Source organism: Bradyrhizobium genosp. A (assembly GCF_049949275.1).
GTDB lineage: Bacteria > Pseudomonadota > Alphaproteobacteria > Rhizobiales > Xanthobacteraceae > Bradyrhizobium.
Map to the genome: position 1 here is coordinate 4352545 of NZ_CP188196.1, position 23567 is coordinate 4376111.

General features: G+C 60.5%; 18 protein-coding genes, 1 tRNA gene and 1 pseudogene. 5 read left to right on the forward strand and 15 right to left on the reverse strand.

Features of this window, described 5'->3' with window-relative positions; all coding sequences use genetic code 11:
• Positions 1-121 precede the first annotated feature (121 nt).
• The gene (locus ACP2YP_RS20125) at positions 122-1081 is read left to right on the forward strand and encodes an alpha/beta fold hydrolase (protein ID WP_426418113.1); all 960 of its coding nucleotides are present in this window, start codon (positions 122-124) and stop codon (positions 1079-1081) included.
• On the opposite strand, the gene ACP2YP_RS20130 is transcribed toward ACP2YP_RS20125, so the two are convergent.
• From ACP2YP_RS20130 to ACP2YP_RS20145, 4 genes are all read right to left on the reverse strand, one after another.
• Positions 1078-2004 carry a septal ring lytic transglycosylase RlpA family protein gene (locus tag ACP2YP_RS20130; protein WP_426418114.1) on the reverse strand — a complete coding sequence of 309 codons (927 nt, stop codon included), beginning with the start codon at positions 2002-2004 and terminating at the stop codon, positions 1078-1080. The two genes, ACP2YP_RS20125 and ACP2YP_RS20130, sit on opposite strands and share 4 nt — an antisense overlap.
• Positions 2005-2925: 921 nt before the next feature.
• A complete protein-coding gene (locus tag ACP2YP_RS20135; protein ID WP_426426208.1) occupies positions 2926-3117 on the reverse strand; it encodes a hypothetical protein in 192 nt (63 codons plus the stop codon).
• Between the two features lie 430 nt (positions 3118-3547).
• On the reverse strand, positions 3548-4576 hold the full coding sequence (locus ACP2YP_RS20140; protein ID WP_426418115.1) for a glycosyltransferase family A protein: 1029 nt from the start codon (positions 4574-4576) through the stop codon (positions 3548-3550).
• A gap of 216 nt (positions 4577-4792) precedes the next feature.
• The gene (locus tag ACP2YP_RS20145) at positions 4793-6169 is read right to left on the reverse strand and encodes a lipopolysaccharide biosynthesis protein (protein ID WP_426418116.1); all 1377 of its coding nucleotides are present in this window, start codon (positions 6167-6169) and stop codon (positions 4793-4795) included.
• A 1086-nt stretch (positions 6170-7255) separates the two neighbouring features.
• Here ACP2YP_RS20145 and ACP2YP_RS20150 point away from each other — a divergent pair.
• Positions 7256-7453 carry a hypothetical protein gene (locus tag ACP2YP_RS20150; protein ID WP_426418117.1) on the forward strand — a complete coding sequence of 66 codons (198 nt, stop codon included), beginning with the start codon at positions 7256-7258 and terminating at the stop codon, positions 7451-7453.
• A 125-nt stretch (positions 7454-7578) separates the two neighbouring features.
• Entirely contained in the window at positions 7579-7773 is a 195-nt protein-coding gene (locus ACP2YP_RS20155) for a hypothetical protein (protein WP_426418118.1), read from the forward strand.
• A 2098-nt stretch (positions 7774-9871) separates the two neighbouring features.
• Here the strand turns inward: ACP2YP_RS20155 and ACP2YP_RS20160 are convergent.
• Entirely contained in the window at positions 9872-10057 is a 186-nt protein-coding gene (locus ACP2YP_RS20160) for a hypothetical protein (protein ID WP_426418119.1), read from the reverse strand.
• Positions 10058-13360: 3303 nt separating this feature from the next.
• Here ACP2YP_RS20160 and ACP2YP_RS20165 point away from each other — a divergent pair.
• Positions 13361-13564: a hypothetical protein gene (locus ACP2YP_RS20165; RefSeq protein ID WP_426418120.1), complete on the forward strand. Its 204-nt coding sequence runs from the start codon at positions 13361-13363 to the stop codon at positions 13562-13564.
• Positions 13565-14029: 465 nt separating this feature from the next.
• Here the strand turns inward: ACP2YP_RS20165 and ACP2YP_RS20170 are convergent, their stop codons facing one another.
• The 6 genes from ACP2YP_RS20170 to ACP2YP_RS20195 all read right to left on the reverse strand — a co-directional run bounded on the left by ACP2YP_RS20170 (position 14030) and on the right by ACP2YP_RS20195 (position 16697).
• Positions 14030-14245, reverse strand: coding sequence for a hypothetical protein (locus ACP2YP_RS20170; protein ID WP_426418121.1), 216 nt, complete (start codon positions 14243-14245; stop codon positions 14030-14032).
• Positions 14226-14486, reverse strand: a complete 261-nt coding sequence (locus ACP2YP_RS20175) for a hypothetical protein (RefSeq protein WP_426418122.1) — start codon at positions 14484-14486, stop codon at positions 14226-14228. Before ACP2YP_RS20175 ends, ACP2YP_RS20170 begins: the two co-directional genes overlap by 20 nt.
• A 176-nt stretch (positions 14487-14662) precedes the next feature.
• A tRNA-Ser gene (locus ACP2YP_RS20180) sits at positions 14663-14752 on the reverse strand.
• A gap of 1238 nt (positions 14753-15990) precedes the next feature.
• Positions 15991-16254: a hypothetical protein gene (locus ACP2YP_RS20185; RefSeq protein WP_426418123.1), complete on the reverse strand. Its 264-nt coding sequence runs from the start codon at positions 16252-16254 to the stop codon at positions 15991-15993.
• 24 nt (positions 16255-16278) lie between these two features.
• Entirely contained in the window at positions 16279-16425 is a 147-nt protein-coding gene (locus tag ACP2YP_RS20190) for a hypothetical protein (protein WP_426418124.1), read from the reverse strand.
• Entirely contained in the window at positions 16422-16697 is a 276-nt protein-coding gene (locus ACP2YP_RS20195) for a hypothetical protein (RefSeq protein WP_426418125.1), read from the reverse strand. Before ACP2YP_RS20195 ends, ACP2YP_RS20190 begins: the two co-directional genes overlap by 4 nt.
• A 420-nt stretch (positions 16698-17117) precedes the next feature.
• Between ACP2YP_RS20195 and ACP2YP_RS20200 the strand changes: the two genes are divergently transcribed.
• Positions 17118-17417 (forward strand): hypothetical protein, encoded by a 300-nt coding sequence (locus ACP2YP_RS20200; RefSeq protein WP_426418126.1) that lies wholly within the window; start codon positions 17118-17120, stop codon positions 17415-17417.
• A 106-nt stretch (positions 17418-17523) separates the two neighbouring features.
• On the opposite strand, the pseudogene ACP2YP_RS20205 reads toward ACP2YP_RS20200, so the two are convergent.
• The 4 genes and pseudogenes from ACP2YP_RS20205 to ACP2YP_RS20220 all read right to left on the reverse strand — a co-directional run bounded on the left by ACP2YP_RS20205 (position 17524) and on the right by ACP2YP_RS20220 (position 23310).
• A pseudogene (locus ACP2YP_RS20205) lies at positions 17524-17784 on the reverse strand (hypothetical protein).
• 1957 nt (positions 17785-19741) lie between these two features.
• A complete protein-coding gene (locus tag ACP2YP_RS20210) occupies positions 19742-19960 on the reverse strand; it encodes a hypothetical protein (protein ID WP_426418127.1) in 219 nt (72 codons plus the stop codon).
• A 240-nt stretch (positions 19961-20200) separates the two neighbouring features.
• Positions 20201-22051 carry a dihydroxy-acid dehydratase gene (gene ilvD, locus ACP2YP_RS20215; protein WP_426418128.1) on the reverse strand — a complete coding sequence of 617 codons (1851 nt, stop codon included), beginning with the start codon at positions 22049-22051 and terminating at the stop codon, positions 20201-20203.
• A gap of 443 nt (positions 22052-22494) precedes the next feature.
• Entirely contained in the window at positions 22495-23310 is an 816-nt protein-coding gene (locus ACP2YP_RS20220) for a sugar phosphate isomerase/epimerase family protein (RefSeq protein WP_426418129.1), read from the reverse strand.
• Between the last annotated feature and the right edge of the window lie 257 nt (positions 23311-23567).

Genomic DNA, 23567 nt, shown 5'->3' on the forward strand with positions numbered 1-23567 from the left:
GTGGAACCGGTGCGAACAACACGAGGATCGATGCTGCCCCGAGATTGCACGATTCTCGTCGCGTCCCTATCGTGGCACCTCATGTTTCCTGACCAAACCCCTGAAACAAGGCGGAAAAGCGATGTGCACCACCCGCGTGATCAAGGCCAATGGGATCGACCTCTTCATCCGCGAGGCCGGCCAGGGACCGCTGGTGGTGCTGTGCCATGGTTGGCCGGAATTATCCTATTCCTGGCGGCACCAGATCCCCGCGCTCGCGGCTGCCGGCTTTCACGTCGTGGCCCCTGACATGCGCGGCTACGGCCAGAGCGCGACGCCGTCTGACGTGAACGCCTATTCGATCTTCGACACGGTCGGTGACGTCGTCGGCCTGGTCCAGGCGCTCGGCGCGACCAAGGCGATGGTGGTTGGCCACGACTGGGGTGCGCCGGTCGCCTGGCATGCGGCGCTGTTCCGCCCCGATATCTTTACCGCCGTTGCAGGCCTGAGCGTGCCGCCGCCATTCCGCGGACGCGGCAAGCCGCTCGAGCTGTTGCGCCAGGGCGGCATCACCAATTTCTACTGGCAGTATTTCCAGACGCCTGGTGTTGCGGAGAGCGAGTTCGAGCATGACGTCGCCAGCACCATGCGCACCGTGCTCGGCGGACGTGGACTTGCCGATCCGAGCGCCGCGATGTTCGTGCAGGAGGGCAAGGGCTTTCTCGGCCATGCCGGCGCCGAGGAGCCGCTGCCGGCATGGCTGACCGAGGCCGATCTGGCTTATTTCACCGAAAGCTTTCGCAAGTCCGGATTCCGCGGCGGGCTGAACTGGTATCGCAACCTCGACCGCAATTGGGAGCTGACCGCGCCCTGGCAGGACGCGCAGATCCACCAGCCCTCCCTCTTCATTGCCGGTTCGAAAGACGCCGTCATCACTGGCCTGATCGGAGCCAAGCGCGTCAACGAGCTGGAGCGCGTGCTGCCCAATCTCACGCGACGACTGATCATCGAGGGCGCCGGCCATTGGGTGCAGCAGGAGCGCCCCGACGACGTCAACGCCGCGCTGGTCAGATTCCTGCGTGAAGCGGCAGATGGCAGTTAGTACAGGCCACGGCCGGTCAGGATGCCGCGGGCTTCGGCTGCGCCGTCATCGGAGGCTGCGGGACCGCGCTCGGCGGCATAGCGGCCGTCCTCGTCATAGGACACCTGGCGAGCATTCTGGAGCGCGCGGCCCCGGCTGCGGCTCGAGGCCGACATTTCCGAGGTCGCGTTGAGCGAGGCGACGTCGGCCGACGTGTTGCCGAGGCTATAGGGCCGCCCCTCCGGCATCGGGACTTCGCCGCGGATGGCGCCGCGGCTCGACGACAGCTCGGGCACGAACGGCCGCGCGGAGGCGACCCGGACCATCGAGGGCGACGGCGCCGGAACGCCGGTGCGCAAGGTCGCCATCAGCTGGCGGTCGTCGGAGCCTTCGAGCGGCGCGCGGCCGACATATTCGACGCGAACCCTGGCGACGCCATTGCCTTTGAATTCAAGCAGTTCGGCGGCCTTGTTCGAGACGTCGATGAGGCGGTTGCCGTGATAGGGCCCGCGATCATTGACGCGAACGACCAGTGACTTGCCGTTGGACAGGTTGGTGACCCGCGCATAGGACGGCATCGGCAGCGTTGGATGCGCCGCCGTCAGCGAGGCCATGTCGAACACTTCGCCATTGGCGGTCTGGCGGCCATGGAAATCGTCGCCGTACCACGACGCGAGGCCCTCGGCGCGGTAGTTGACGTCCTCCTCCGGCACGTAGGTCCGGCCCGCCACGACATAGGGCTTGCCGACGCGATAGGTGCCGCCGCCCTTGGGGACGGGATCGCCCCAAGCCACGACTCGCGGGCTCGAGGACACGCCGTATTTGGGATCGACCCGGCTGGCGAACTTGTTGGACGAGGCGCAATTGGCGAGCGCGAGGCAGGTGGCGACCGCCGCAACGCTACGCGCGGCCCGCACCACCGAATCTGACCGTCGGATCCCCATTCGCCCCAAATACCATTCCGCCGGAGGCGGACCCAACCCGCTTGCCTACGGGGAGTGCCTTCCGGACCTTGAGCTCCGGGGCGGCCCACCACCGTCTCAGAGAGGGTAACGATAACGCAACCGGAACACGGCGGAAATGGGGAGTCCACAGGGTTCGCGCCGGGATGGTAAACAGGACGGTTGGCATTCTCCGTTGATCTACGGAGCGCGAGGGCTCCAGCACCGCCTCCTCTGTGCCAGTCCTGCACAAGCTGTTGCGCCAAAAGCTCACTCCACCCCCATTGTCGCCGGCTTCACCGGAATTCTTTTGACTGTGCAAGCCCGCCCGCGTTTTCTCGCGTGCAGGGGCGGGATTGGAATTTAACGATGATCGAGACGGTTTCGGCACTGATGGGTCTGGTAAGCGCGGGGATCTTCCTGGCCCATGCGTTTGAAGGCTACCGCACGAGGGCCTGAGGGCACTCGCGCGGGCGACATTGCATCACCTCTTCATGACGGCGCGTTCGGATAATTTTAATCGATCCGATCGAGCATCGAGGACGAGAGCAGCAGGTATCCCATGCGCAAACATGACCTCGTATCCGACGGCTTTCTGGCTTTGACCGCAGGCGGTCTGGTCCTGCTCTGCTCGAGCCTCGTCGCCCTGGCCTTCGGCTAATCCTCACTCCGCGCTTTCCTGCTCGCGCTTGTCGAACGTGGTCATGGTCAGCTCCATTTGCGTTGCGCTGATGGGATCCGGACCGGGGGCGAACGTCTCCGTGGTTCTCGTCAATCGGGAATGATTTGAATCATCCGACCGAAGGCGAATGTCGTCAAGCCGCCGGTCGACCTTGGCGGTGCAACGACAACCGCGCGCCCCGAACCGGAGGCGCGCGGCGAAACAGGTTGGAGATTCCTGACCGATTAGGTCCTTGTCAGCCGTCAGGCTTTGGCCGCAGCCGCCTCACGGGCCAGCCGCTCAGCCTTCAGCCGTTCGCGATTCTCATAGAAAGCCTTCTGCGCCGCCTCATGGTCGCGCATGGCCTTCTCGGCCTCGACGCGGCGCACCGCATCGCGCGCCTGGCGCTGTTCGGGAGTCAGGGGTTTGCGTCGGAAGGAAAGATCTTCTGTCATGATGGGATAACGCGGCGGTGAGGAAAAGGTTCCACCCAAGGTTCCCGATCCCATCGGGGGCGCTCCCCCTGCATGTCGCCCGCTAAAACCCGAAAACAACCCCATGCACAGTAGGCCGTGCGTGTCGAATCAAGGACTTGCGCGCTCACCTCGCGCATCCCCGCAAAAGCCATTTGACGCGTCGGGCAAAACAGTGGCATACTGCTATTATTCCGAAATCTCCGCCTGTGTGAGCACTCCCCCTTCGGCTCGCGGGCGCCGGATGCCGCCTTGGCAACTTAAATTCGGCAGCGCCTTCGAATTCCATATTGATCCAGGCGTGGATTTTCGGTAACAGTGCACTCAATTCATCACAATGGCCGCCGACTGAGGCATCGGTCACTGCTCGACGGTGGAAGTTAGGTGCACTGTCACCGTAATTCCGTAATTCTTAACTCGACAGCAACGCGCGTGCGGCGCGGGCAAGGCGACGACCGGCGGTCTTCTGCCGAAGCGCCTCCGTCCAGTCGAACATGCTTGAATTGACATCATAGTCGCCCCGCTGGGCTTCCGGTATCGCACCGGCCACGATGCGTGCGATCAAGTGTGGCAATTCCTGATAGAATGCGTCCGTGCGATACGGTGGATGGAGCGAGTAGATCCCGGCCCCTGAACCGAGAAAGTCGATTCGGGAAAGTCCCTTGCGGATCATAGCTGCGGTGATGATCTCCTCGGCGGGCATCGACAGCGGCGACTGGCGAAACAACCTTGCTCGGAGCCGGCGTCGGAGATTTGGACGCACCAGGTCCAGCGCCCCGATCGATGCATCGAACCGGCTTTGATCAAGAACGAAAATGCGCGTGCTCACGCTGCGAAAGCGGTAAGCCGGATAGGCGGCGGCTAGCCGCTCGGGTGGTTGAATGCCGGTCAACCCCGGAAACGCTCCATGCAAATCGCCGAGTGTGCCGTCAGCGCGGGGCGGACCAGGGAGTGGTCCGGCGAACAGCGCGTCCGGCGTCGTCCTCAGCCAGCCGATCGCCTCCTCCAGCCAGACCTGGCTGCCGCCGCCGAACAGCATGTCGCTGTCCATATGCACCACATATTCCGCGTCCGCCTTCAGCAGACCGTAGAAATAGGCATGGAACGGTCCGCCATCGAAGGCTTTTTCCGGATAAGCGCGGCTCGTCGAGAAATAGCGCTGCCGTACGGACTCGAGCGCCGCCGGCGAATAGTCAACCTCGGCAATTTCCGCCTTCGGTGACTGCCGCGCGATTGCCTCCAGGAGTGCAAATAGGCGTCCACGGCTCTCGTCATAAGTATTACCACTGTAGCGGCCGCTCTTGCTCTGCCGAGTGTCAACTGTGAATACGATACGATCGACCTGATCGCCCCACACGTCGAGCTGATGCGGAAGTGTGTGGACCGCATGGCGCACGTCCAGCGGATGCAAATTGATCTGAAGCGCGGATCTCACCTGCATTTTATCTCTCCTTGCCGGTGAACTGCTTGATCACGGCCATGAACAGCTCGCGTCTGAATTCGCTCTCGTTAGCCAAATCGGTGGCTTGCATCCCCTGCCGATCCTCTCATTTACTATCAGGGCACCGTCTCGGCGCCGGCCGTCGTCAGAACCTGTCTCCGTGTCATCGCCGTCCGCGCAAAACTTCTCTGGCCAGCGCCGCGCCGGAAACCACCATCAACTCACCGTTCGCAGGCGAAGCCATGACATCATCGCCGTTCTCACGTGAACGACATTCAACAACCAGGCCGCGCCCGCATAAGCGAGTCCCCCGGCTGTCGTGACGATCAGCAGCGACAGCAAGCCGGTGCCGCCCACCGCGATCCTTGCGGCGTAGATCGCTGTGCCCATCGCGACCGCGGCAGCGAGGACCCTGGCCAGCCGACGCGGCTCGAGCGGAAGCCGAAAGGCGCGGCGTGCCAGCAGTATCCCGAGCACCAGCCCCGTGGCCTCGGTCATCAGCGCGGCATACGCCGCGCCCATCAAGCCGAATTTTGCAACGAATGGGAACATCAACGCGATGCTGAGCGCCAGGGTCACGACCGACTGGAAAATCGGCAGCACCGATCGTTCGGATAATTGAAAGCTGATCTGGACATAAAACTGGTTGATGACCCCGAACATCCGTGCCACCGCAAGTACGGGCAGCAGCGGCAGGATGCTTGCCCTGAAATCCGCCCCAACCAGGGTTCCCACAACCTGGGACGCGGCGAATGAGAGCCAGACAGCGACCGGCACCACAACGGCCAGCAGCAATTCGGCATTCTCGTTCAATCGCGCGCGCGTCGCAGCAATGCCTTCTTCAGACAGCGTGCGGAAGACGATAGGAAAGGTCGCCGCGGCCACACTCGATCCCAGCATCACCATGAATTGGCGCGGAAGATCGGTGGCCACGCCGTAATGCCCGGCAGCGTCTTCGCCAAGCAGATAGGCCACAACCAGCCTGTCGCTGACGCTGTAAAGCCCAAACGACAATCCACCGACGGAGAGCGGCAGTCCGTAGCGAGCGAACTTGATCAAATGTTCGCGTCGATAGGTGTTGAGCCATGTCCCACCGTCCAGGCCAGACGCCAACGCTCCGACGAGAAAGCTCAGTCCGACCGCTCCAAGAAGCCCGAGCCCTCCCCAACCGATCCCGATCGCAAGGCATCCGATCGCAAAGCCCAGCACGCTGCGCGAAATGCCGACGACCGCATAACGAACCGGCTTCAGGTTGGCGCGGCAGAACTCCTGCGTTATGTCGAACGCACCGACGCCGAGCGCAACGAAAATGCTACCGCATAGCACGTAGACATCGACGTCTCGGCCAAGAAGCAGCACCGCGGCCGGAACGCCGCAAAAAACCAACACCGCGGTCGCACCAAAGGCAACCAACGCGGTTCCGCGAAAGTCTATGTCCGCGGATATGGCCTGATAGCGCACGACCGACAATCGTATCCACGCGAAAAACACCGACCCTGCGATTCCCGCGATGCTCATTCCGACGACATAGACGCCGTATTCGAGCGGGCTGAGCAATCGCGTGAACACGGTGATCGAGAGGAAGCCGATCACCGCCGGTATCAGCTGGGCACCGAAGTAGATGGAGAAATATCGATTTAGCATGGTAGGCGCTGCTGCTCTCTGATCTCTAGGCGATCTTACGAACCAGGCGCCTCGACGGCTCTTCAGGTTGAACCGGATTCGGGTGTTGCCCGAGACTTGTGCTCGGAGAGTTGCACCTCAGCGTTCGTACCCGTAATTTGTCAAAGATGGCTTTCCATAAGAAGCCAATTCGCACTGCGGCGTTAACGAAACCCAGAGTCCCAGCGCGCGTTTGCCTTAACAAAGACGGTTACTCAGTCATTGACGCTCGCAGGATGTCCCGCGTCATCGCCCCTTCGTGCCGGAGCTGGCATCGCGGACCATGACGGCATGCTGGAGCAAATTGGCTTCCGGGACTGGACTAGCGCAAAGCTGATGACCTGATGCGCCTGATTGGCCGGCTATGCTTCAAGCTTAGCCTCCGCCTCGCCATGGCCGGCACGACGATTAGCCGGCTGAAGCTTGCTCCCGCGCCGTGCTTCCCGGCCTATCACGACTGACGAAATAGGCCCGCCGGTTCACGCTGGCGGGTCCATCGCACGTGGGTGTGATGAGCGTTGAAGAAGGCGTGTGAAGTAGTTCACAAGTTTGAGGCCTTAGCCAAGCGTATCGTGCTCGCCTCGATCGGAGGACGTGCCATGAAATTCAATTGGACAGCCTCTCGAATGCTCGCCCTGGCAGCCGTTGTTCTGGTGGCTGCGGTCACCACCATTGCATCCAGCCACAATCAGGGAGTCCCTGAACCGAGCCTGGGGCCGGGTTGGCAATGCAGCCGAACGATGTTGTTCGCGACGACTTGCTCTCATTCGGCCGTCGGGCAGGAACACAGGTCTCGACGCTCCTAGCCGCTGAATAACAACCCCAAGGTGGTTCTGTCTCACCGGCGGACGGTACTTTTACGGGTCATAAAAACTCAAAATTGGAATGGCAGGTTGGGGCGCTGGGATTTCAACGCCCAGACCGGAATGCATTTCGGGACGCCGCCGAGCGAACATACTCCGCTCGTGCGGTGTCCACGTCCTCTTAGTATTTTTTAGTATTTTGTGGGGTTGATGCATGTTCGATATGGAAACCACTGCGCTCCTCAGAGCGGTGCTTGAGGAAGTTTGCGAAAATATCCCCGTCAGCGAAACCGGCGCGAGAACGCACGTCGCCTCAAAAATCCTAGAGGCGGCGGCACGGGGACAACTCTCAGCGGATGCGTTGAGGGCGGCGGGTTGTAAAGCCCTGAACCCGCCCACCATGTGGCGCTGAAATCTTTCGTCCCTGGGCATTGGCAACCAATTGGTGGCCAGTATCACAGGTTAAGGAGCCGATCGCCTGTCGAGTGCATGGTGTTCCCAGTGCTTTTTCCGGGTACTTTTGGGAGTTTTGTTCCGATGAGTGACAACACTTTTCAATCGAGATTTTTGGTTCGTCAGGGTGGGAAGGGCTGGATGGTTTACGATCGACAACGAAGGGGCCCGGCAATGTTTGGTACGGATTTCGCGGTCAATCTAACCGAAGAACAAGCTCATAAGATCAAGCGAGGCTTGGCGACCATTGCAGATGAAGCCCGGCTCGATGTCCGATAGCCGCACTGCGATCGTACATTCGTTTGGACGCTGGGTCGGCGGATTATATCTAAATACTTGATTTTGCTGGTGTTCTGGCGGAAGGGGTGTCCTGTCAACACCGTTGATCTGACATGTATTTTTTTGAGCCGATCGGCAAAAACTACGGTCATTGCAACGGTCTTCTTCGCGACCTCACAACCGTAGCTTTTGACCACAAGGGCTGCTCGGGCCCAGCTCCAACCGTTTCTTGAAAACGGCCGCGGCGACATCGTGCGGATCAACTTGGACAGCAGGTCGGTCTGCTGGTCGAGGTGCGGTTTCCCAGAAATCGAGGCCGGGTATGTCCCGCCAAAGCCGAATGCCCCAACCGCCGAGAAGTCCACACCTAAAAAGCGCTCGTGAATAAAGCTCCGATCAGATGATCAGATTGGGATTGGGTGCAAAGCAATCGTGCTCAAGGTCGAACCGATCTAGGCCGACGGTTTTCCACATCCCCTACCCGCTGGGCCTCGATGGCCTTCCGAGCCACCAGTAATCGACAATTTGACTCTGGCTCGCGCCGCGTTTCGATGGCGGCGTGCCTCGCTCTGTCCGACGCCACACGCCAACGCACTCCGACGGCCGGCCGCTCAAGATCACGTTCGGCGAGATGCGCGAGATGGGCTTGCGCGGCATCCTAGTCTACTGCCACTGCGGCCATCACATCGCGCTAAGTGCCGATTGTTGGCCGGACGAGCTGCGGCTATCCGATCTCGAACCAAGGTTAATCTGCCAGGGTTGCGGTGGCCGCGGCGCCGACGTCCGGCCAGACTTCGAGCGGGGCGACTCGCGGCTTGCTATCAAGGGGTATCACCGCGGAGCGTTGGCTGACCTTTCATGAGCGCAGAGCGTCGATCGCGTGCGCGATCAAGATCGCTGCGCTGACTGCGATGAGCACTACAAGCAGCCACGTAATCACGTTCACCTCTGTCCTGGGAAGGTGAACGCGCTCAGCGGTGCACAGTCAAAAACAACCAGCCGAAACTCTTAATTTCGGCCTTCGGATGAGGATTAAAAGCAACTGTTGCGTCCGTTGTCGGACCTATCGGCAGAATGCAAATGAAGAGCAGAACCCCAACAACGCACGCCGCGAGAGACAGTAAGAAAATACCCACGGCTCAGTTCCCCGACTCACAAGACTAGGGAACTACAGTTTTTAGGCATCCAAGTGGTTATTGCCAACTTTTCCCAGAAAATTGGGTGCTGTCCTAAGGACAGTCGCAATCTGAAATTGGGACACTGCAAACTGCTAAGGACGGCGTGCCATATTGGCGGTGGTTAGGGGATTCGCCTCCACCAAACCAGTCTGGTTGGCGATGATGATCCGCCAAGGGGCATACGTACCCGGCCAAGCAAAAGGCCGCCAGCGGCGGCCCTAGTTGCGACTTCGGGTGAGCTTCTTTGAGAGTGGCTCGTTAGGTCGTGAGCATACCGTTGGGCTGCCTGCCGCGCATCCATTCCAAACGCGGGTCATCCGGGCAAAAACGGGTAGCAGGCGGCCTTACTCCGTCTGAGCAATCCGTTCCCGCTTGGCATCGCGATCCGAGCCGTCAACAAGCTCAAGTCGTCAATCGCGCGGAACGCCCTGGTTTTGGCGGAACGCCATCCAACCAAATGAAGAGGTCGCCAACTGAAGCGGCCCCGTATTGTTAGAACATTCGCGATTGGAAAGTCACGCTATAGATTTTCAGAAGTGTTCGCGAGGCCGCCAAGCGTGAAAAACCCAGCCACCGAAGGGTTCGATATGTTGCCAGCATTTTGCACCTCTTAACCGGGAGACGCGGGGCGTCGGCAGGTGGCTGCTGACGAATAGCAGAATAGAGATCTTTCCTGGCGGCGCTCGGACCCGCGCAAAAACTCTAGAACTTCGCGGCAGGTTAGAATGTGAAAAAAATGTCACGCCGTCCTTGCTAGGATGTGTCTGTTGTCGCCTCGATAGGAATCGCGGAGCAAGCCGCCGCTTGTTCGATTGCTGGCTTGCCGCCGAGTCGGCAGGAGCGGCCCCGGTCTACCTAAAAAGCCCCCTGTTCTGGTGCAGTCCCTATTTGGACGCTCGCAGCAATTTAGGACAGTGCAGTCAGCGACCATCTTTCGACGGTGGCTTGTCGCCGGGGGCCGGGGTGATGAACACGAAGCTGAACACGGGCGCCGGGTATTTCGCTTTCAAGCGACGCACCGCCTCGGCGGCGGAATCCGTAGTTACGCGTTCTTGGATAATCCTCCTATCGGCCTTGCTCTGAAAGCCCAGTATGAAATCTGGCAAGAGGCATCGGTCTCCTAAGATACTTCTTGGTCAGCATGGGTCGCCACACCGCACTTCACAGCCAATGATCGAAGGCGTATTTCGTTAGCAGGAGTTCTGTGAATCTGATTGGCTAACCACTCAAATTCGAAAGCCTCGTCTGGAGTGAGCCCAACCAGAATGATTTGGCCACGCCCGTTGGTACGGTAAGGAAAATTTCGCCACATCTGGTGTGGTACTCAGCGAGGTCTAAGCTGGGTGGGATCGCCACAGTTATGCTGCGGCAATCGATGGCCGTCGCGCGGCAACGAGCTAAAGAAGAAAGATGGCCATCGGTTGTGAGCACAATAGAAGGCGCGCGATCACCGGCAACTTAACTCCCTTGTTAAGCTTGACGTCAGCGATGCGCGTTAATTCTGGAACGCGAAGAGTAAGTTTAAGCTCAGCCGCCGTAGCGGAGGCCGTTGATCGTCGGTCGCCAGAAGTGGAAAATCTAACCGCCTACCCGTGGCAGTTCGCGGCGGCGGCAGATCTCACGCCTTAACCGTCATTACTTACGTAAATTTCGGAAAACCGTTGTCGCGCGGCAGCAATTCCAGGAACGTCTCGCGCAGCCGCGTGGGATGGTCAGATGTTCGACCTGCGTACCCGCACGGTTAGGGGCCCGCTGTCGAGAGATGGCGGCCCCGCCCAAGCCGAAAGACGCTGGAGCCCGGACATTGGCTCATAGCCGCCGGTGCCGTCTTGATCCTTTGCTGCGTAGGGTACTAGCCGAAACAGGCCACTCGCAGATTCAAAGTAGGCCACATAACGAACGCGATCTCTATGCTGCGTCCGCCGTCTTATCCGTCGCGCCCGAGTCTCTCTCAACCGCCTTATACGGTACGACGTCAAAAGTAGCTCTGCCGTCCCACACGATGTATACGTCGTTGCTGTTGAGGCGGACGACCGCGCCGCGCCGAGCGCGCCAATCGACGCCCCTTGATCTAGGCGGCCCGCGATCCTCATTCATCAGCACACTCGCGTATCTATCGGTGAGTTTGACGCGATCACCGATGCAAAATCCGTTGATCATGGCATCCATCCAATTTGAGCGCGCCCCCTCGCGAATGCTAAGGGCCCTGACTATGCTGATATCGTCCGGCCCGAGTTCGTGGGACCGTCCGCGCATGGCAGCCAATCGAAATTCTAGCAATGAAGCTTGTGATGGAGAGAAAGAGCAAACGGCAAACCCCACTGCCGCGCTCCCAGAGTTTGACTTCGCTCACAGGTTCGGGCGGTTCCGATGATTCGGCAAGTGCCCCTTCGTCGTCCCGTAGTCGCCCGGGGTATAATTATGGCTGCAGAGGCTTGCTTTCGCCTCGCGTGCGGACCCCCCGCCCCGCCCAATCGATGCGAGGTCTACGGCGACACGGAGCCGTCCCCCGCATCATCGTTTCGGCAATAGCGTCGGTGAGCTTAACGCGATCCCCTCGCTTTAACACCCTATGGCCTTCTATCCCCAAGTCCAGATGTTTACTCGTCCCTTCCTCGGTTCTCCGCGGCGGCGAAAACTGAATTTCGATGCTCTCTCTCATGCCTTGGTCGGACGATCATCGCACTGGCATATACCGCAACTGCAAGGGCCGCGAGCGGTGGTAAGCAAACCAATAGCAAAACTTGCAGTATCTAAGTTCCCTAGCAGCAGGAGGCTTCGGAGACGGGCGATGCTCCAAAATTTGAGCCACTTCGAGGCGCGCCAGTGGCGAGAGCAAGAAAGCCGCGGCGGATTTTTGCATCGCTCTAGATTTGAGCGCGCTGGAGGTCCGAACAGATCACGGCTGAAGCGCGGCGAGGTACCAACCGGCATAGACGTTGCAGTTTAGACGGTGCTGGGACTTTCGGTGTCCCAGTTCAAGAATAAACTGCCGCCTGGTGTGTAAATTTGAAACCAGCGGCCAAAGCGGGAGGCTATCGTTGGCCAACAACACACCGCCGCCAGGCCCTAGGTTCATCGTTCGGAAGGGAACCGTTGACTGGATGGTCTACGACCGCGAGCTCAAGAGGCCAGCGCAGTTGGGAAAAGATGGTCGCTTCGGCGAGAGGTTGACGAAAGAACAGGCCGAAGAGCTAAAGCAGAGGCTGACGGACGACCTCGTTGCGCAGCCGGGAACGCGCTCTGTCGCTCAGCCAACGCGCTCGGCCAAGCGTCGCCGATGATGGATCGTTCAAGTTCTGCACTTTCGATGCCGGCACCGCATTGCTCTAGTTGCTCGATGCACGATCAAGGGCGTAAGCTTACGCGCATCGGATCAGGACAAAGATTATGCGCAAACTTCTTTTGATCTGCCTTGCAGTCGCGTCATTCGTCGCCGTCTTCAATCCCCCGACCGCCCACGCTGTCTTTTGGCGCGGCGTCACGGCCCCGACGAACATCGATATTCACGGGTGGCCAATCATCAAAGAGCCATATCCCAGTCCGTGCCAATCGATCCATGTGAACGGCTACTGGGTCCGGCAATGTCTTGACCTAAGAATCCACTAATTTTCAAGGCGCGGTCAGCAAAGGACCTTCTCGGCCGCCCCGAAGCCATCCGCCGGCTGGCGGCGATAGGGCTGAAGGCGAAGAAGTGAAAATGACGCTTTGGCTGAGAGTGCTCGGACCTGTGTTCGGCGTCGCGGGGTTTTTCGCCGCCTTCCTACTTATTCCGGGCCTCTGGGGCTACGCGGTTGGATTCGCTGTCTTCTTCGGGTGTTCGGCTATTTGCGATTGGATTTGGCGGCGCAATGCGAGCCACGAGGAAATTCGGCGCGATCTGGAGGACCGAGCACAAAATACGTCACCATAAAGGTTTGAGGGGGGATGGACACTGAAGGCGCCTACAAACCGCGGGCAGGCCCGACGATGGTCGCCCGGATCGGCGTCAAGCGCGCCGGTGAATTGAAATAATAATCAAAGAAATCAAGATCGCAACAATTTCAGTAATTTGTTGCCCATCAACACCCCCAACATCGACGGGTCGACCTTGATTTTAGGTCTCGGTGCAAACGGAGCTGCTCATGCGGTCCGTGCTCCCTTGGGGCCGGCCTTTTAACCGCGCCTTCCGATGGGCCGAAACGACTCTCCATCACTCGTCGAGCACGTTTGTGCGACCAACGATCGACATAGAAAGGCGTGGACCGGGAAAAATAGGAACTATCGTCCCAGCCCGCCATTTTCAGTGCACCACCGCACCCAGCTTTTAAGCTTGATTGGTGAGGTTAATATCGAACGCCGTTTGTCGAAGCACACTTGAGCCGTTTAGCTCGTCAGGTAGCCCGGCTTGGTGAAGGGGGTGCCCTGAGATGAACTTTCGCGATCGCATCGAAGCAGATGAGCAATTGGGAGTTGGCCATACCGTGCTCGTCGAGCCGGTCGCCGAGCAGCACCAGGATTTTTTATCACCCCTCATAATCCTCTGGGTCCTGTTGACCGCGACCGCAATGCTAGGCTGGGCCGCGGCCCTCATCTGGCTCGCAACGCGACCGGTAATTTGGCTGCTATCCTAACTGTGCAGCGATCTCAAACCCGGCGCAGATAAGCATTCCCCAGATCGCGAAGCTGATCAGAAGCGCATCAATCATGTGCCACCTCCCGCGTCATCTGCTCGTAACAGTGATACTGATTCGCTGAATTCTTCAGAAAATCCAACTGTGCGCTGCGCTATTATTCACGCACCTTGCCACGCTACAAAACCCGCGCCGTGTAGGCGGTCGATTGGGGGATGGCGTCACTGCATCTCGCCACATCACCAATGTCTTAGCATCGTCCAAACCCTGATCTCGTCAGGCTCAAGCCCATAGCCATCACGGACCATCGCCTCGACGGAAGAGAAACCCAACTTCACGGTACGAGGCGCTAAACGGAAACGTGAGACGCCCCTGTGTTGAAACGCCGACAAGTCGTACTCAGATCAGGGTCGCGCCAGCTCGGGAGATTTCGCCATGCTGCGAGCAATCTTCATTGCGACTTGTCTAGTTATTGCGTCGCCCTCGGTTGCCCAGCAAGTGCGGGTAATCACGGGTGACATCGAGCATATCTACGGGCTTGGCGGTGAGGTCCTCGATGATGCTGAGCTGCGTGCACGAAACGAGCGCACCTTCGAAAGAATGCAGCTTGAAAAGCAGCGCGCGATTGAGAAGCAGCAAATCGAGGCCGAGAATGGTCGGCTTAGGCTTGAGCGTGAACAAGCGGCTCTCGCCTATCCAAGATGACGATATCGCCGGGTCGAAGCACGGGCAGAAAAACCTTCTCGACATAGGTGCGAAAGCTCATGCCATCGATCGGCCCCTCGATGAACCATGCCGCATCGAAGGCAGTTTCGGGAGACCACGCAGTCTGGCTGTCGCAGCGGATCTGGGGGGCGATTTCACCATACGTGGTCTCGTTGCCGAGCTTGCCGGTCGCGCCTGTAGCTTTTCGCCGTAGCAATTTTTCGGAAGGTCTCCTTGAGCCGAAGAAGTGTTGCCTTTACAGAAGCTTGCGATTCAAGGTGCGGAGGAGTGGATAGGAAGAACACCGACAAACTGCGAAGTACAGTCTTTCGGCGTAAGTCACTGAATTTGCTGTGGAGTTCGAACGACCACGAACAGTGGCGAACAATATACTGGCGGAAGGGGTGGGATTCGAACCCACGGTACCCTTGCGGGCACGCCGGTTTTCAAGACCGGTGCCTTAAACCACTCGGCCACCCTTCCAAGCCCGGAATGCAAGTCCGGAATGGCTGTCGCTTAACGTAGTCGGCCGCGCAAGGCAACGCGAAGTTGGACTGGTCGCGGCGCCTGCCCTGCCTTTTCGCGGGAACGGGATCTGTCAAGCGCGCGTCAGTTTGGTCCTCTAGCCTCGGTCAGGACTGACGACACCGCCCAGGGCGTCGCCGGTCGCGAGGCCCGGTTGGAGTCGCTTCCATGTCCGGGCCTCGTTTGGCTTCGCCCGCAAAAGAAAACGCGGCGCCCTTTTGGGGGCACCGCGCGAAAGTCTGTTTGTTGCGCTGGTAGTTGTTGCGTTGGCTCAATAGCCGCGCTGCGGTTCGGAATGTCGATGGCGATACGATCGCCGACCCGCACCAGACCGATGTTGCCGCATCGGTCACTGTACGACGGGGAAATTAAGTGCACTGTCACCGTAATCAAATTTCTTTGGTTTACGATCGACAAATACGAAGGCCGCAGCGAACTCAATCGCTGCGGCCCGCGCGGATCAAAAAACCGGGCTGAAGGGAAGGCCCGCCGAGGCTGGCGGACGGGCCTTCCTCCAGCACAAGGCCGCAACTTGCGGCCCCGTCCCAGAGGGAACCCTGAGCCTAATTCTTTACCAGTGTCTATACGAAGGTAGTTTGGCAGCTTCGCATCAGCAGAGCTTGCGGGTTAGCTCGAATGGATTACTCTGCAACCTATTTTAGAACTGTGTATTAGGAGCCACCCATTGCAAACATCCATACAATCGATCGTTTCCGCTCATGTACGTTTGGGGAATCGGCAAGCCCTGGAGAATATGCGCGAGCTCCGGCGCCAGTTGCTTAGACCAGTACAGTCCAGATCTAGCAACGGCGCCGCTCAGTCCCGAGATTCTATACTTGAGGACCTCCGGGTGATCGAGGGTGGACTGGAACAGATCCGACCGCCACAGCACGGCTGAGCCATTGACAAGCGGCCCGCCGGTTCACACTGGCGGGCCTATCGCCCCCGGCGCTCAAATCCGTAATTGGATCGGCAGCCGGGAGCATTGGGGCTGGAAAGGAGCCTGCGCCATGTTCGCTCTCTGGCTGCAATCCTATGAACGGCGAACTCCGGTAGTTATACGGAATCCATTTTCGGAACGGGGTGTTCTACTGTGAGAACACCGGAGAGATTTTAGTACCAACCAATTTGTAGTTGTCCGGGATGGCCGCAGTAGGGGCTGGAACCACTCTGCGGCCTTTCCCCTTTGGGACGGTTCACGCTAGCGGACCATCTTCCAACGAGAGCAGTCGCACATAGGTGCCGCTCTCATGCAGCTCGAGCCAGCCGCTCTCGATCGCGTGCTTGATAGCGGCGCCAAACTCCGGACCGCTTGCCTTGAGCTTGAAGAGAAAGGGCTCGTTGAGCTTTTCGATGTGGATGCGCCCGTCCTGTACGGCCTCGATGCCAGCGGCGAGCTCGACTAGCTTGCGGGCTGCAACTTCAGGATCCGTGTAGGGGCGTTCGGCGACAAGGTTCATGGGCCAGCCGTACAGCGATTCGGTTCACTCCAGAACGTCGTACTCGAAGGCGACCCCCTCAGGGTCGTTTTCCTCAAACCACTTTTCCGCGGCGTCGACCGTGGAGAAGACCTTGATGTGGTCGGCGTCGCCGACCTGCTTGGCGGTGTTCACGTACACGAAAACGGTCATTGATCCCTCTTGAGCTTGCGCCGGCCCCAGTGTGGTTCTTTTCCCTTCGGATTGAACGCGGGGACATAGTTTCGGTTCAGCGCGCGCATGATCCCAATCCGGGCGAACATCGTCGGGCCGCTGAGCTCGGCCGCTAGAAGGAGCCACTCCGGCGCGCTGTGCTCCTTCTTCGGCAGCGCGGCGATGTACTCGCCGGCATCGAGCAGCGTGACTAGTTTCCGGCCAGCAACCTCAATCGGCTCCTCGAAAGGCAGCCCCCAACCATTCGCCATTGGAATATTTTAGTGCCGCCTGCCGTCCTTGTCGAAATCAATCCGGAAGACGTTCGGCCGCCGCACGGCACTGCTCTCTACGCGAGCGTTGCACCAAGGGTTGCGGCCCCGTGGCCGCAGGCGTCAGGGCGATCATCCTACTATCCTTTGAAGGGCGACGAGAGACGCAAAGACGAGCACGACGACTCCGATAAAAGTGATGCCAAGGAAGACATTGTGCATGACGTCACATCTCCCAATAAAACCCCGTCCGGCCTGGCAGGCAATTGCCCCCAGATGTTGGGGCCGATACTGCTCCAAACCGCTGCCCTTCGCGGTGTTGATAAGCGCGCAGGTCTTTTGAACCTTGTGATCGTCCGTGAAGACCCACCGGAATCCAGTCGGTAAGAGCACTGGAGCAAGCCAAAGGGAGGACTACCCATGGCGATTACACAAATGGCGCGTTTCAAAAGCGACAAGACCGAGGAAATGATCAGCAACGCCAAAGAGGCGAAGGTGATCTTCGAAAAGCATGGCGCCGAATTTCTCCGGCTGTCCCGGTTCCACACCGGCATATGGGCCGGAGAGTGGCTGTTTGTTTCACGCTATGCCAACTGGGAGGTGTATGGCAAAGCGCAGGAGGGATTGGCGAAGGACCCGGCATTCGCAAAATTATATGCGAGGACGACCTCCATTGCCCAATTGATGGGCCGCAACCTCACCGTCAGCGTTGATCTCTGACAATCGCGATCAGAGGACGAAGGGGCAGCCCCATTGTCGGGGCCGCCCTTTTTGCCGTGCGCTGGATTCGTCAAACCGCCCCAGCCGCTACCCAATCAGCCTTTGGTCATTGCGTGTTTCGGTACCCCATGATTGCGATCTGCGGATTGCCCCGCTCGAAGTCTGGCCGAACCTCGGCGCCGCGTCCACCACAGCCTTGGCAGACGAAGCGTGGCTCAAGATCCGAGAGCCTCACATTGTCGGGCTAGCGGTCAGCGTCTAGAGCGACGTGATGACCGCAATGGCAATAGACCAGGACGCCGCGCACGCCCATCTCTCGCATCTCGCCGAACGTGATCTTTGTCGGACGGTCCGGCATCCCACCCATATCCCGCCGAATTGACCGATCGTGAAGTCACACGCGCTTGGGGGTGATTGACGGCCGAACCACATGTCTGGCTGGCACCCCTTGATTGGAAACAGCTATGATGCGCCTCGTTTTTGCGTTGGGCCTATTGATTGCTCTGAGTGCCGCAAATGCTGCCACGGTGCATCGCTCCACAGTGCCGTCGCGCATGCGCCAACATGACTTCGTTCCTCCAACCCAGCTCATTGCTCCGGGTCAAGGTGTTGCGACCCCCGGCTTCGCCGTCCCGGGTTGGACCGACGAGGCCACCCGGCGATGGATGGACAACAACACCGCCTGTTCACGCTGTGGCGGATAGCCCGCCATGTTGCGACTGTTCTTGGCGGGGCCGCCTGCTGGGAGTCTGATCCTCCGCATGAGGCAGGATCAGCACGACATCGACGAACTCGCGCGGTGGCTCAGTGCCGCGTGTCGAAGTCGCGCGTGAGGTGGCGCACAGCCAGCACCAGGAGGCCGAGAATGGCGAGAGCGACGCCGCACGCGATCGCAATCCAGATGAGCATGTCGACGTCCGCCCAGCCATCCAACGGCCCGGGACTATTCGGCAGAAGCGGTGCGGTGTGAATCTTCAATCGCCTGCAGCGTCGGCGTTACCCCTGAGTCAAATTGACTCACCAATTCAAAAGCCGCGGTTACGGGGCGATACCAGACAGACACTATGGAATTGACCAGGGTCTAGGAGGCCTGATTTCCTTACGGAAAATAACTGGAAGGCATCAGTTGATACGACGCCTCCCGCCTTTCAAGACCGGTGCCTTAAACCACTCGGCCACCCTTCCAAGCCCGGAATGCAAGTCCGGAATGGCTGTCGCTTGACGTAGTCGGCCGCGCAAGGCAACGCGAAGTTGGACCGCCCGCACCGCCTGCCCTGCCTTTTCGCGGGAACGGGATCTGTCAGGCGCGCGTCAGTTTGGTCCTCCAGCCTCGGTCAGGACTGACGACACCGCCCAGGGCGTCGCCGGTCGCGAGGCCGGGTTGGAGTCGCTTCCATGTCCGGGCGTCGTTTGGCTTCGCCCGTAAACGAAAGCGCGGCGCCCTTTTTGCCTCCGACTGTGGCATCAGTCACTGTTCGGCGGGGCAGAAATTAAGTGCACTGTCACCGTAATTCGACACATCGCCAACGGCTGAGGCGGTGAAAACAGGGCGCGGGGCTTTGGTCCCGCGCTCAGGCCACCGGCGTAGGCCTCGAGCCCGTTGCTCGATCACGGCGGCCTTTTCTTTTGGCTCTTGCGGGCCCGGTAACCTGGTTCCGATTGGGCCGCTGGCTATGTTGTCGGCTCGAGTTGTTCGGAACGAAAAATCTCGCAGCCCAACGCTGTTCAAACCTCCGCTCGACTTCCAGAGGAATGGCTGACATCAACTGTTCTCCGGCGACATAGCCCGCCGGTTCTCTTAACGCAGACGGTGCTCACAAGTTGCCTTTTGAAGAGGGCCCGCCGATTCACCTGGCGGGCCTTTTTGCATCCATGGCAGCGGTACTCTAGCAGTACGCCCTTAAGCAGTACGCCCTTACGGCAGTTGCGCTTGCCTGGCTTGCCGGAGCGCTGAGTCGCTCACGCATTCCGCCACGTTGGCCACTTCACCGTGTGCCCGCCGGCATTCTTCCCGAATTTGTCTGATCTGGCTGTGGTCGTGGTGCAAAACACCCGTCGCGTAACCAGCCGCAAGGCAAAGAACCAGGAGCAACGCTATACCCATCGTCCTCATGGCAACGCCTCCACCCGTTCCAGTACCTCGTATTCGAAGGCAACGCCTTCCGGGTCGTTTCCTCGAACCGTGCTCCGGTTGAAAAAAGCCCCAGCTCAGTCGGGGTCAGGGCGAGCTGGGGCTAAGCGAGCGCCCTTCGTTGGGCACAGGGAAAACTTGGCAATCTAGCCTTCGTTCCTATTCCCAGGGAAAGGTTTTCGAGCGCGCCGGTTCACGCTGACGGGGCCCAGCCTTCAATCAAGCCCCGCATAATTCGGGCAAACATCGTCGCCCAACTTAGCGCGTGCTCTCGCACTGCTTGCTCCGGCCGCAGCCGACGCAACGGAAGATCGTCGAAGTAGAAATAGACGCTCCGGCGACCGTCAGCGAAGCGCACCTCGAAACTGCCGGTACCAGGAACTGTTTCGTGCTTGATGAGGCGGACGGCCATGGGAGCCATCGAAGCGCGGCGCCGGCAAGAGTCAAATTGTCGATTACTGGTAGGACGGAACGCGCGCGAGGCCCTGCCAGTCGTGGATGTGGATAACGGGCCTGGGCCCTATTCGCGGACGTCGTCGCGAAATCGGCTTAGCGCGACGAGATCGACATCCGACGGGAGGCAATCAGTCAATCGCGCCCAATGCGTCACCGCGGGTGCATGACTGCGCAATCGCGATCACGCGAGATGCTGTTACTTTATGCGCCGCTTCACTTCACGCACGGCGCCGCGCGCCGCGCTGGTGGTGAGCGCAGCGTAAGCCTGCAGCGCCGTCGAGACGTTGCGCTTGCGCGGCGCGGGCTGCCAGGCGGCATCGCCCTTCGCCTCCTCCGCCGCGCGGCGGTTGGCGAGCTCCTCGTCGGAAACCTCGAGGTTGATGCTGCGGTTCGGAATGTCGATGGCGATACGATCGCCGGTCCGCACCAGACCGATGTTGCCGCCCTCGGCCGCCTCCGGCGAGAGATGGCCGATCGAAAGACCCGACGAACCACCGGAGAACCGTCCGTCGGTGACGAGCGCGCAAGCCTTTCCGAGGCCCATCGATTTCAGATAGCTGGTCGGATACAGCATTTCCTGCATGCCGGGGCCGCCGCGCGGGCCTTCATAGATGATGACCACGATCTCGCCGGCCGTGACCTTGCCGCCCAGAATGCCTTCGACAGCCGCGTCCTGGCTCTCGAACACGCGCGCGGGACCTGAGAATTTCAGGATCGAAGAGTCGACGCCCGCGGTCTTCACGATGCAGCCGTCCTGCGCGAGGTTGCCGTAGAGCACGGCGAGACCGCCGTCCTTGCTGAAGGCGTGCTCGAGGTTACGCACCACGCCCTTCTCGCGGTCGGTATCGAGCTCGTCGTAGCGGCGCTCCTGGCTGAAAGCGACCTGGGTCGGGATGCCGCCGGGCGAAGCGCGATAGAAGGTGCGCACCGCTTCGCTCTTGGAGCGCTTGATGTCCCAGCGCTCCAGCGCCTCGTTCATGGTCGACGCGTGCACGGTCGAGACCGACGTGTCGATCAGGCCGGCGCGGTCGAGCTCGCCGAGAATGCCCAAGATGCCGCCGGCGCGATGCACGTCCTCGACGTGCACGTCGGCGACCGACGGCGCGACCTTGCAGAGCACGGGCACGCGGCGCGACAGCCGGTCGATGTCCTGCATGGTGAACGCGATCTCGCCTTCATGGGCGGCGGCCAGCAGATGCAGCACGGTGTTGGTGGAGCCGCCCATCGCGATATCGAGCGTCATCGCGTTCTCGAACGCCTTGAAGTTGGCGACGTTGCGCGGCAGCACGCTCGCATCGTCCTGCTCGTAATAGCGGCGGACGAGATCGACGATGGTGTGGCCGGCCTCGACGAACAGGCGCTTGCGGTCGGCGTGGGTCGCGACCACGGTGCCGTTGCCGGGTAGAGCCAGGCCGAGCGCCTCGGTCAGGCAGTTCATGGAGTTGGCGGTGAACATGCCCGAGCAGGAGCCGCAGGTCGGGCACGCAGAGCGCTCGATCACCTTGACGTCCTCGTCGCTGACCTTGGAGTCGGCCGCGGCGACCATGGCGTCGATGAGATCGACGGCCTTGGTCTTGCCCTGGAGCTTGACCTTGCCGGCTTCCATCGGGCCGCCCGAGACGAACACGGCGGGGATGTTGAGCCGCAGCGCGGCCATCAGCATGCCGGGCGTGATCTTGTCGCAGTTGGAGATGCAGACGAGGCCGTCGGCGCAGTGCGCGTTGGCCATGTACTCGACGCTGTCGGCGATCAGCTCGCGCGACGGCAGGCTGTAGAGCATGCCGTCATGGCCCATGGCGATGCCGTCATCGACCGCGATGGTGTTGAACTCTTTGGCCACGCCGCCAGCCTGTTCGATCTCGCGGGCGACGAGCTGGCCGAGGTCCTTGAGGTGGACGTGGCCGGGCACGAACTGGGTGAAGGAGTTGACGACCGCGATGATCGGCTTGCCGAAATCCCCATCCTTCATGCCCGTCGCGCGCCAAAGGCCGCGGGCGCCCGCCATATTGCGGCCGTGGGTGGTGGTGCGGGAGCGATAGGCTGGCATGGCGGTTTCCGTCCTGGGTTGGGTCAGCCGGGCGGGAAAAAATGGAGCCGCCTCAGGCCTTTCCGGCCGGATAGCGCACGGACTGGGCGCGCGCAACGGGAACTTGCCCCTGACGGGCCCGGATTGGCCCCGCGCAGGCCTCCCCTGCTCCCGGCGCGGGCGCTCCGTTCCCCGGGCGCAGCGCAGCGTGCAACGGTGCGCTGCAGAACCGGGGTCCAGGAGTCGCGGAGGCATGGGTCCCGGCTCTGCAGTGCGGCACTGCGCGCCGCACCGCGTCCGGGACACGAGACGTGACGACCCCTACTGCAGGGTCGGATCGAGCCGGTCGCGCAGCCAGTCGCCGATCACGGACACCGCTGGCGTGGTGACGACGATCCATGCGCGATCACGACCTTGCGCCACGGTACGGCTTTGGCGGATGCTGTGCGGATCTCTGATGTCCGTTATTCGGCGAGACCGAGCGCCGTGAGATGGGCCGCGCCTTTGCGGACGTCGTCGTGATTACGCAGCTCGAGGATCAGCCGCGGGTTTGACGTCAGCCGGCCCAGCGCGCGGAACACGGCGACCCAGGGAATATTGCCTTCCCCCGGCGCCCAGTGGCGATCGGCAAAACCGTCGGTGTCCTGAAGGTGCACATGGGTCAACATGTCACCGGCGGCTTCGACGTAATAGTCGACCGGCGGCGCTCCGGTGGAGATGTGGGCGTAGTTGGCGTGGCCGGTGTCGAGCGAGACGCGAACCTTGGTGCTTTCGAGCGCCTTGGCGAGACGGACGCGGTCGCGCGGGTCCTTGTCCTCGATGTTCTCGATCACGATCTCGCAGCCGATGGTTTCGGCGCGCGCGATCACCTCGGCCAGCGTCGCCTTGACGCGCTCGACGATGTTGGCGCGGCTGTCCGGGTAGAGATCGAGATTGTTGTGGTCCCAGGTCGTGAACGGCGAATGCATCACCATCTGCGTCGCGCCGAGGAATTCAGCGGCATCAAGGCCCTGCAGCAGGCGCCTGGTCACTGCCTGGCGGATCATGGGATCGTGGCTGTCGATCTTGAAGCCCCAGAACGGGCCGTGGATGCCGACGCGCCCGGTATGGCCTGAAAGCATCTGCTTGATTTCGGTGGCAGCGCTGCGCCAATCGCCGTCGAGCTGGTCGGCGCGGAAGAAGTCCTGGATTTCGAGATCGCGTTGTCGTTCCAGAAGCCAGTCGCGGTGAGCGGGGATCGATTTGATGGACAGTGCGGCGCCCAACACCGGCTTCGACATGGCATCCTCCGTTGACCGTCAGCGATGACCAAGGCAGCGCTAGACCAGTTCAATGACAGGCCGGTGAAATGCAGGGTCCGGGATGTGGACATCGTGCCGGTCGCTTGCATCGAATTCAGGCAGCAGCGAGCGCGGCGCGTGCAGGCGTGCATGCGCGCGCGAAATCAAGCGCAATCGAGTCCGTAGTGATCCGGAATGGAGTCCTAATCTGATCTCGCGTACATCGCGGACATCGATCGGCGGCCTTCCAAGGGCAT

Excerpts from the sequence above, each read along its gene's own strand:
- ACP2YP_RS20125 (WP_426418113.1), top strand. The coding sequence starts at position 122 with ATGTGCACCACCCGCGTGATCAAGGCCAATGGGATCGACCTCTTCATC.
- ACP2YP_RS20130 (WP_426418114.1), bottom strand. The coding sequence starts at position 2,004 with ATGGGGATCCGACGGTCAGATTCGGTGGTGCGGGCCGCGCGTAGCGTT.
- ACP2YP_RS20135 (WP_426426208.1), bottom strand. The coding sequence starts at position 3,117 with ATGACAGAAGATCTTTCCTTCCGACGCAAACCCCTGACTCCCGAACAG.
- ACP2YP_RS20140 (WP_426418115.1), bottom strand. The coding sequence starts at position 4,576 with ATGCAGGTGAGATCCGCGCTTCAGATCAATTTGCATCCGCTGGACGTG.
- ACP2YP_RS20150 (WP_426418117.1), top strand. The coding sequence starts at position 7,256 with ATGTTCGATATGGAAACCACTGCGCTCCTCAGAGCGGTGCTTGAGGAA.
- ACP2YP_RS20155 (WP_426418118.1), top strand. The coding sequence starts at position 7,579 with ATGAGTGACAACACTTTTCAATCGAGATTTTTGGTTCGTCAGGGTGGG.
- ACP2YP_RS20165 (WP_426418120.1), top strand. The coding sequence starts at position 13,361 with ATGAACTTTCGCGATCGCATCGAAGCAGATGAGCAATTGGGAGTTGGC.
- ACP2YP_RS20185 (WP_426418123.1), bottom strand. The coding sequence starts at position 16,254 with ATGAACCTTGTCGCCGAACGCCCCTACACGGATCCTGAAGTTGCAGCC.
- ACP2YP_RS20190 (WP_426418124.1), bottom strand. The coding sequence starts at position 16,425 with ATGACCGTTTTCGTGTACGTGAACACCGCCAAGCAGGTCGGCGACGCC.
- ACP2YP_RS20195 (WP_426418125.1), bottom strand. The coding sequence starts at position 16,697 with ATGGCGAATGGTTGGGGGCTGCCTTTCGAGGAGCCGATTGAGGTTGCT.
- ACP2YP_RS20200 (WP_426418126.1), top strand. The coding sequence starts at position 17,118 with ATGGCGATTACACAAATGGCGCGTTTCAAAAGCGACAAGACCGAGGAA.
- ACP2YP_RS20210 (WP_426418127.1), bottom strand. The coding sequence starts at position 19,960 with ATGGCCGTCCGCCTCATCAAGCACGAAACAGTTCCTGGTACCGGCAGT.
- ilvD (WP_426418128.1), bottom strand. The coding sequence starts at position 22,051 with ATGCCAGCCTATCGCTCCCGCACCACCACCCACGGCCGCAATATGGCG.
- ACP2YP_RS20220 (WP_426418129.1), bottom strand. The coding sequence starts at position 23,310 with ATGTCGAAGCCGGTGTTGGGCGCCGCACTGTCCATCAAATCGATCCCC.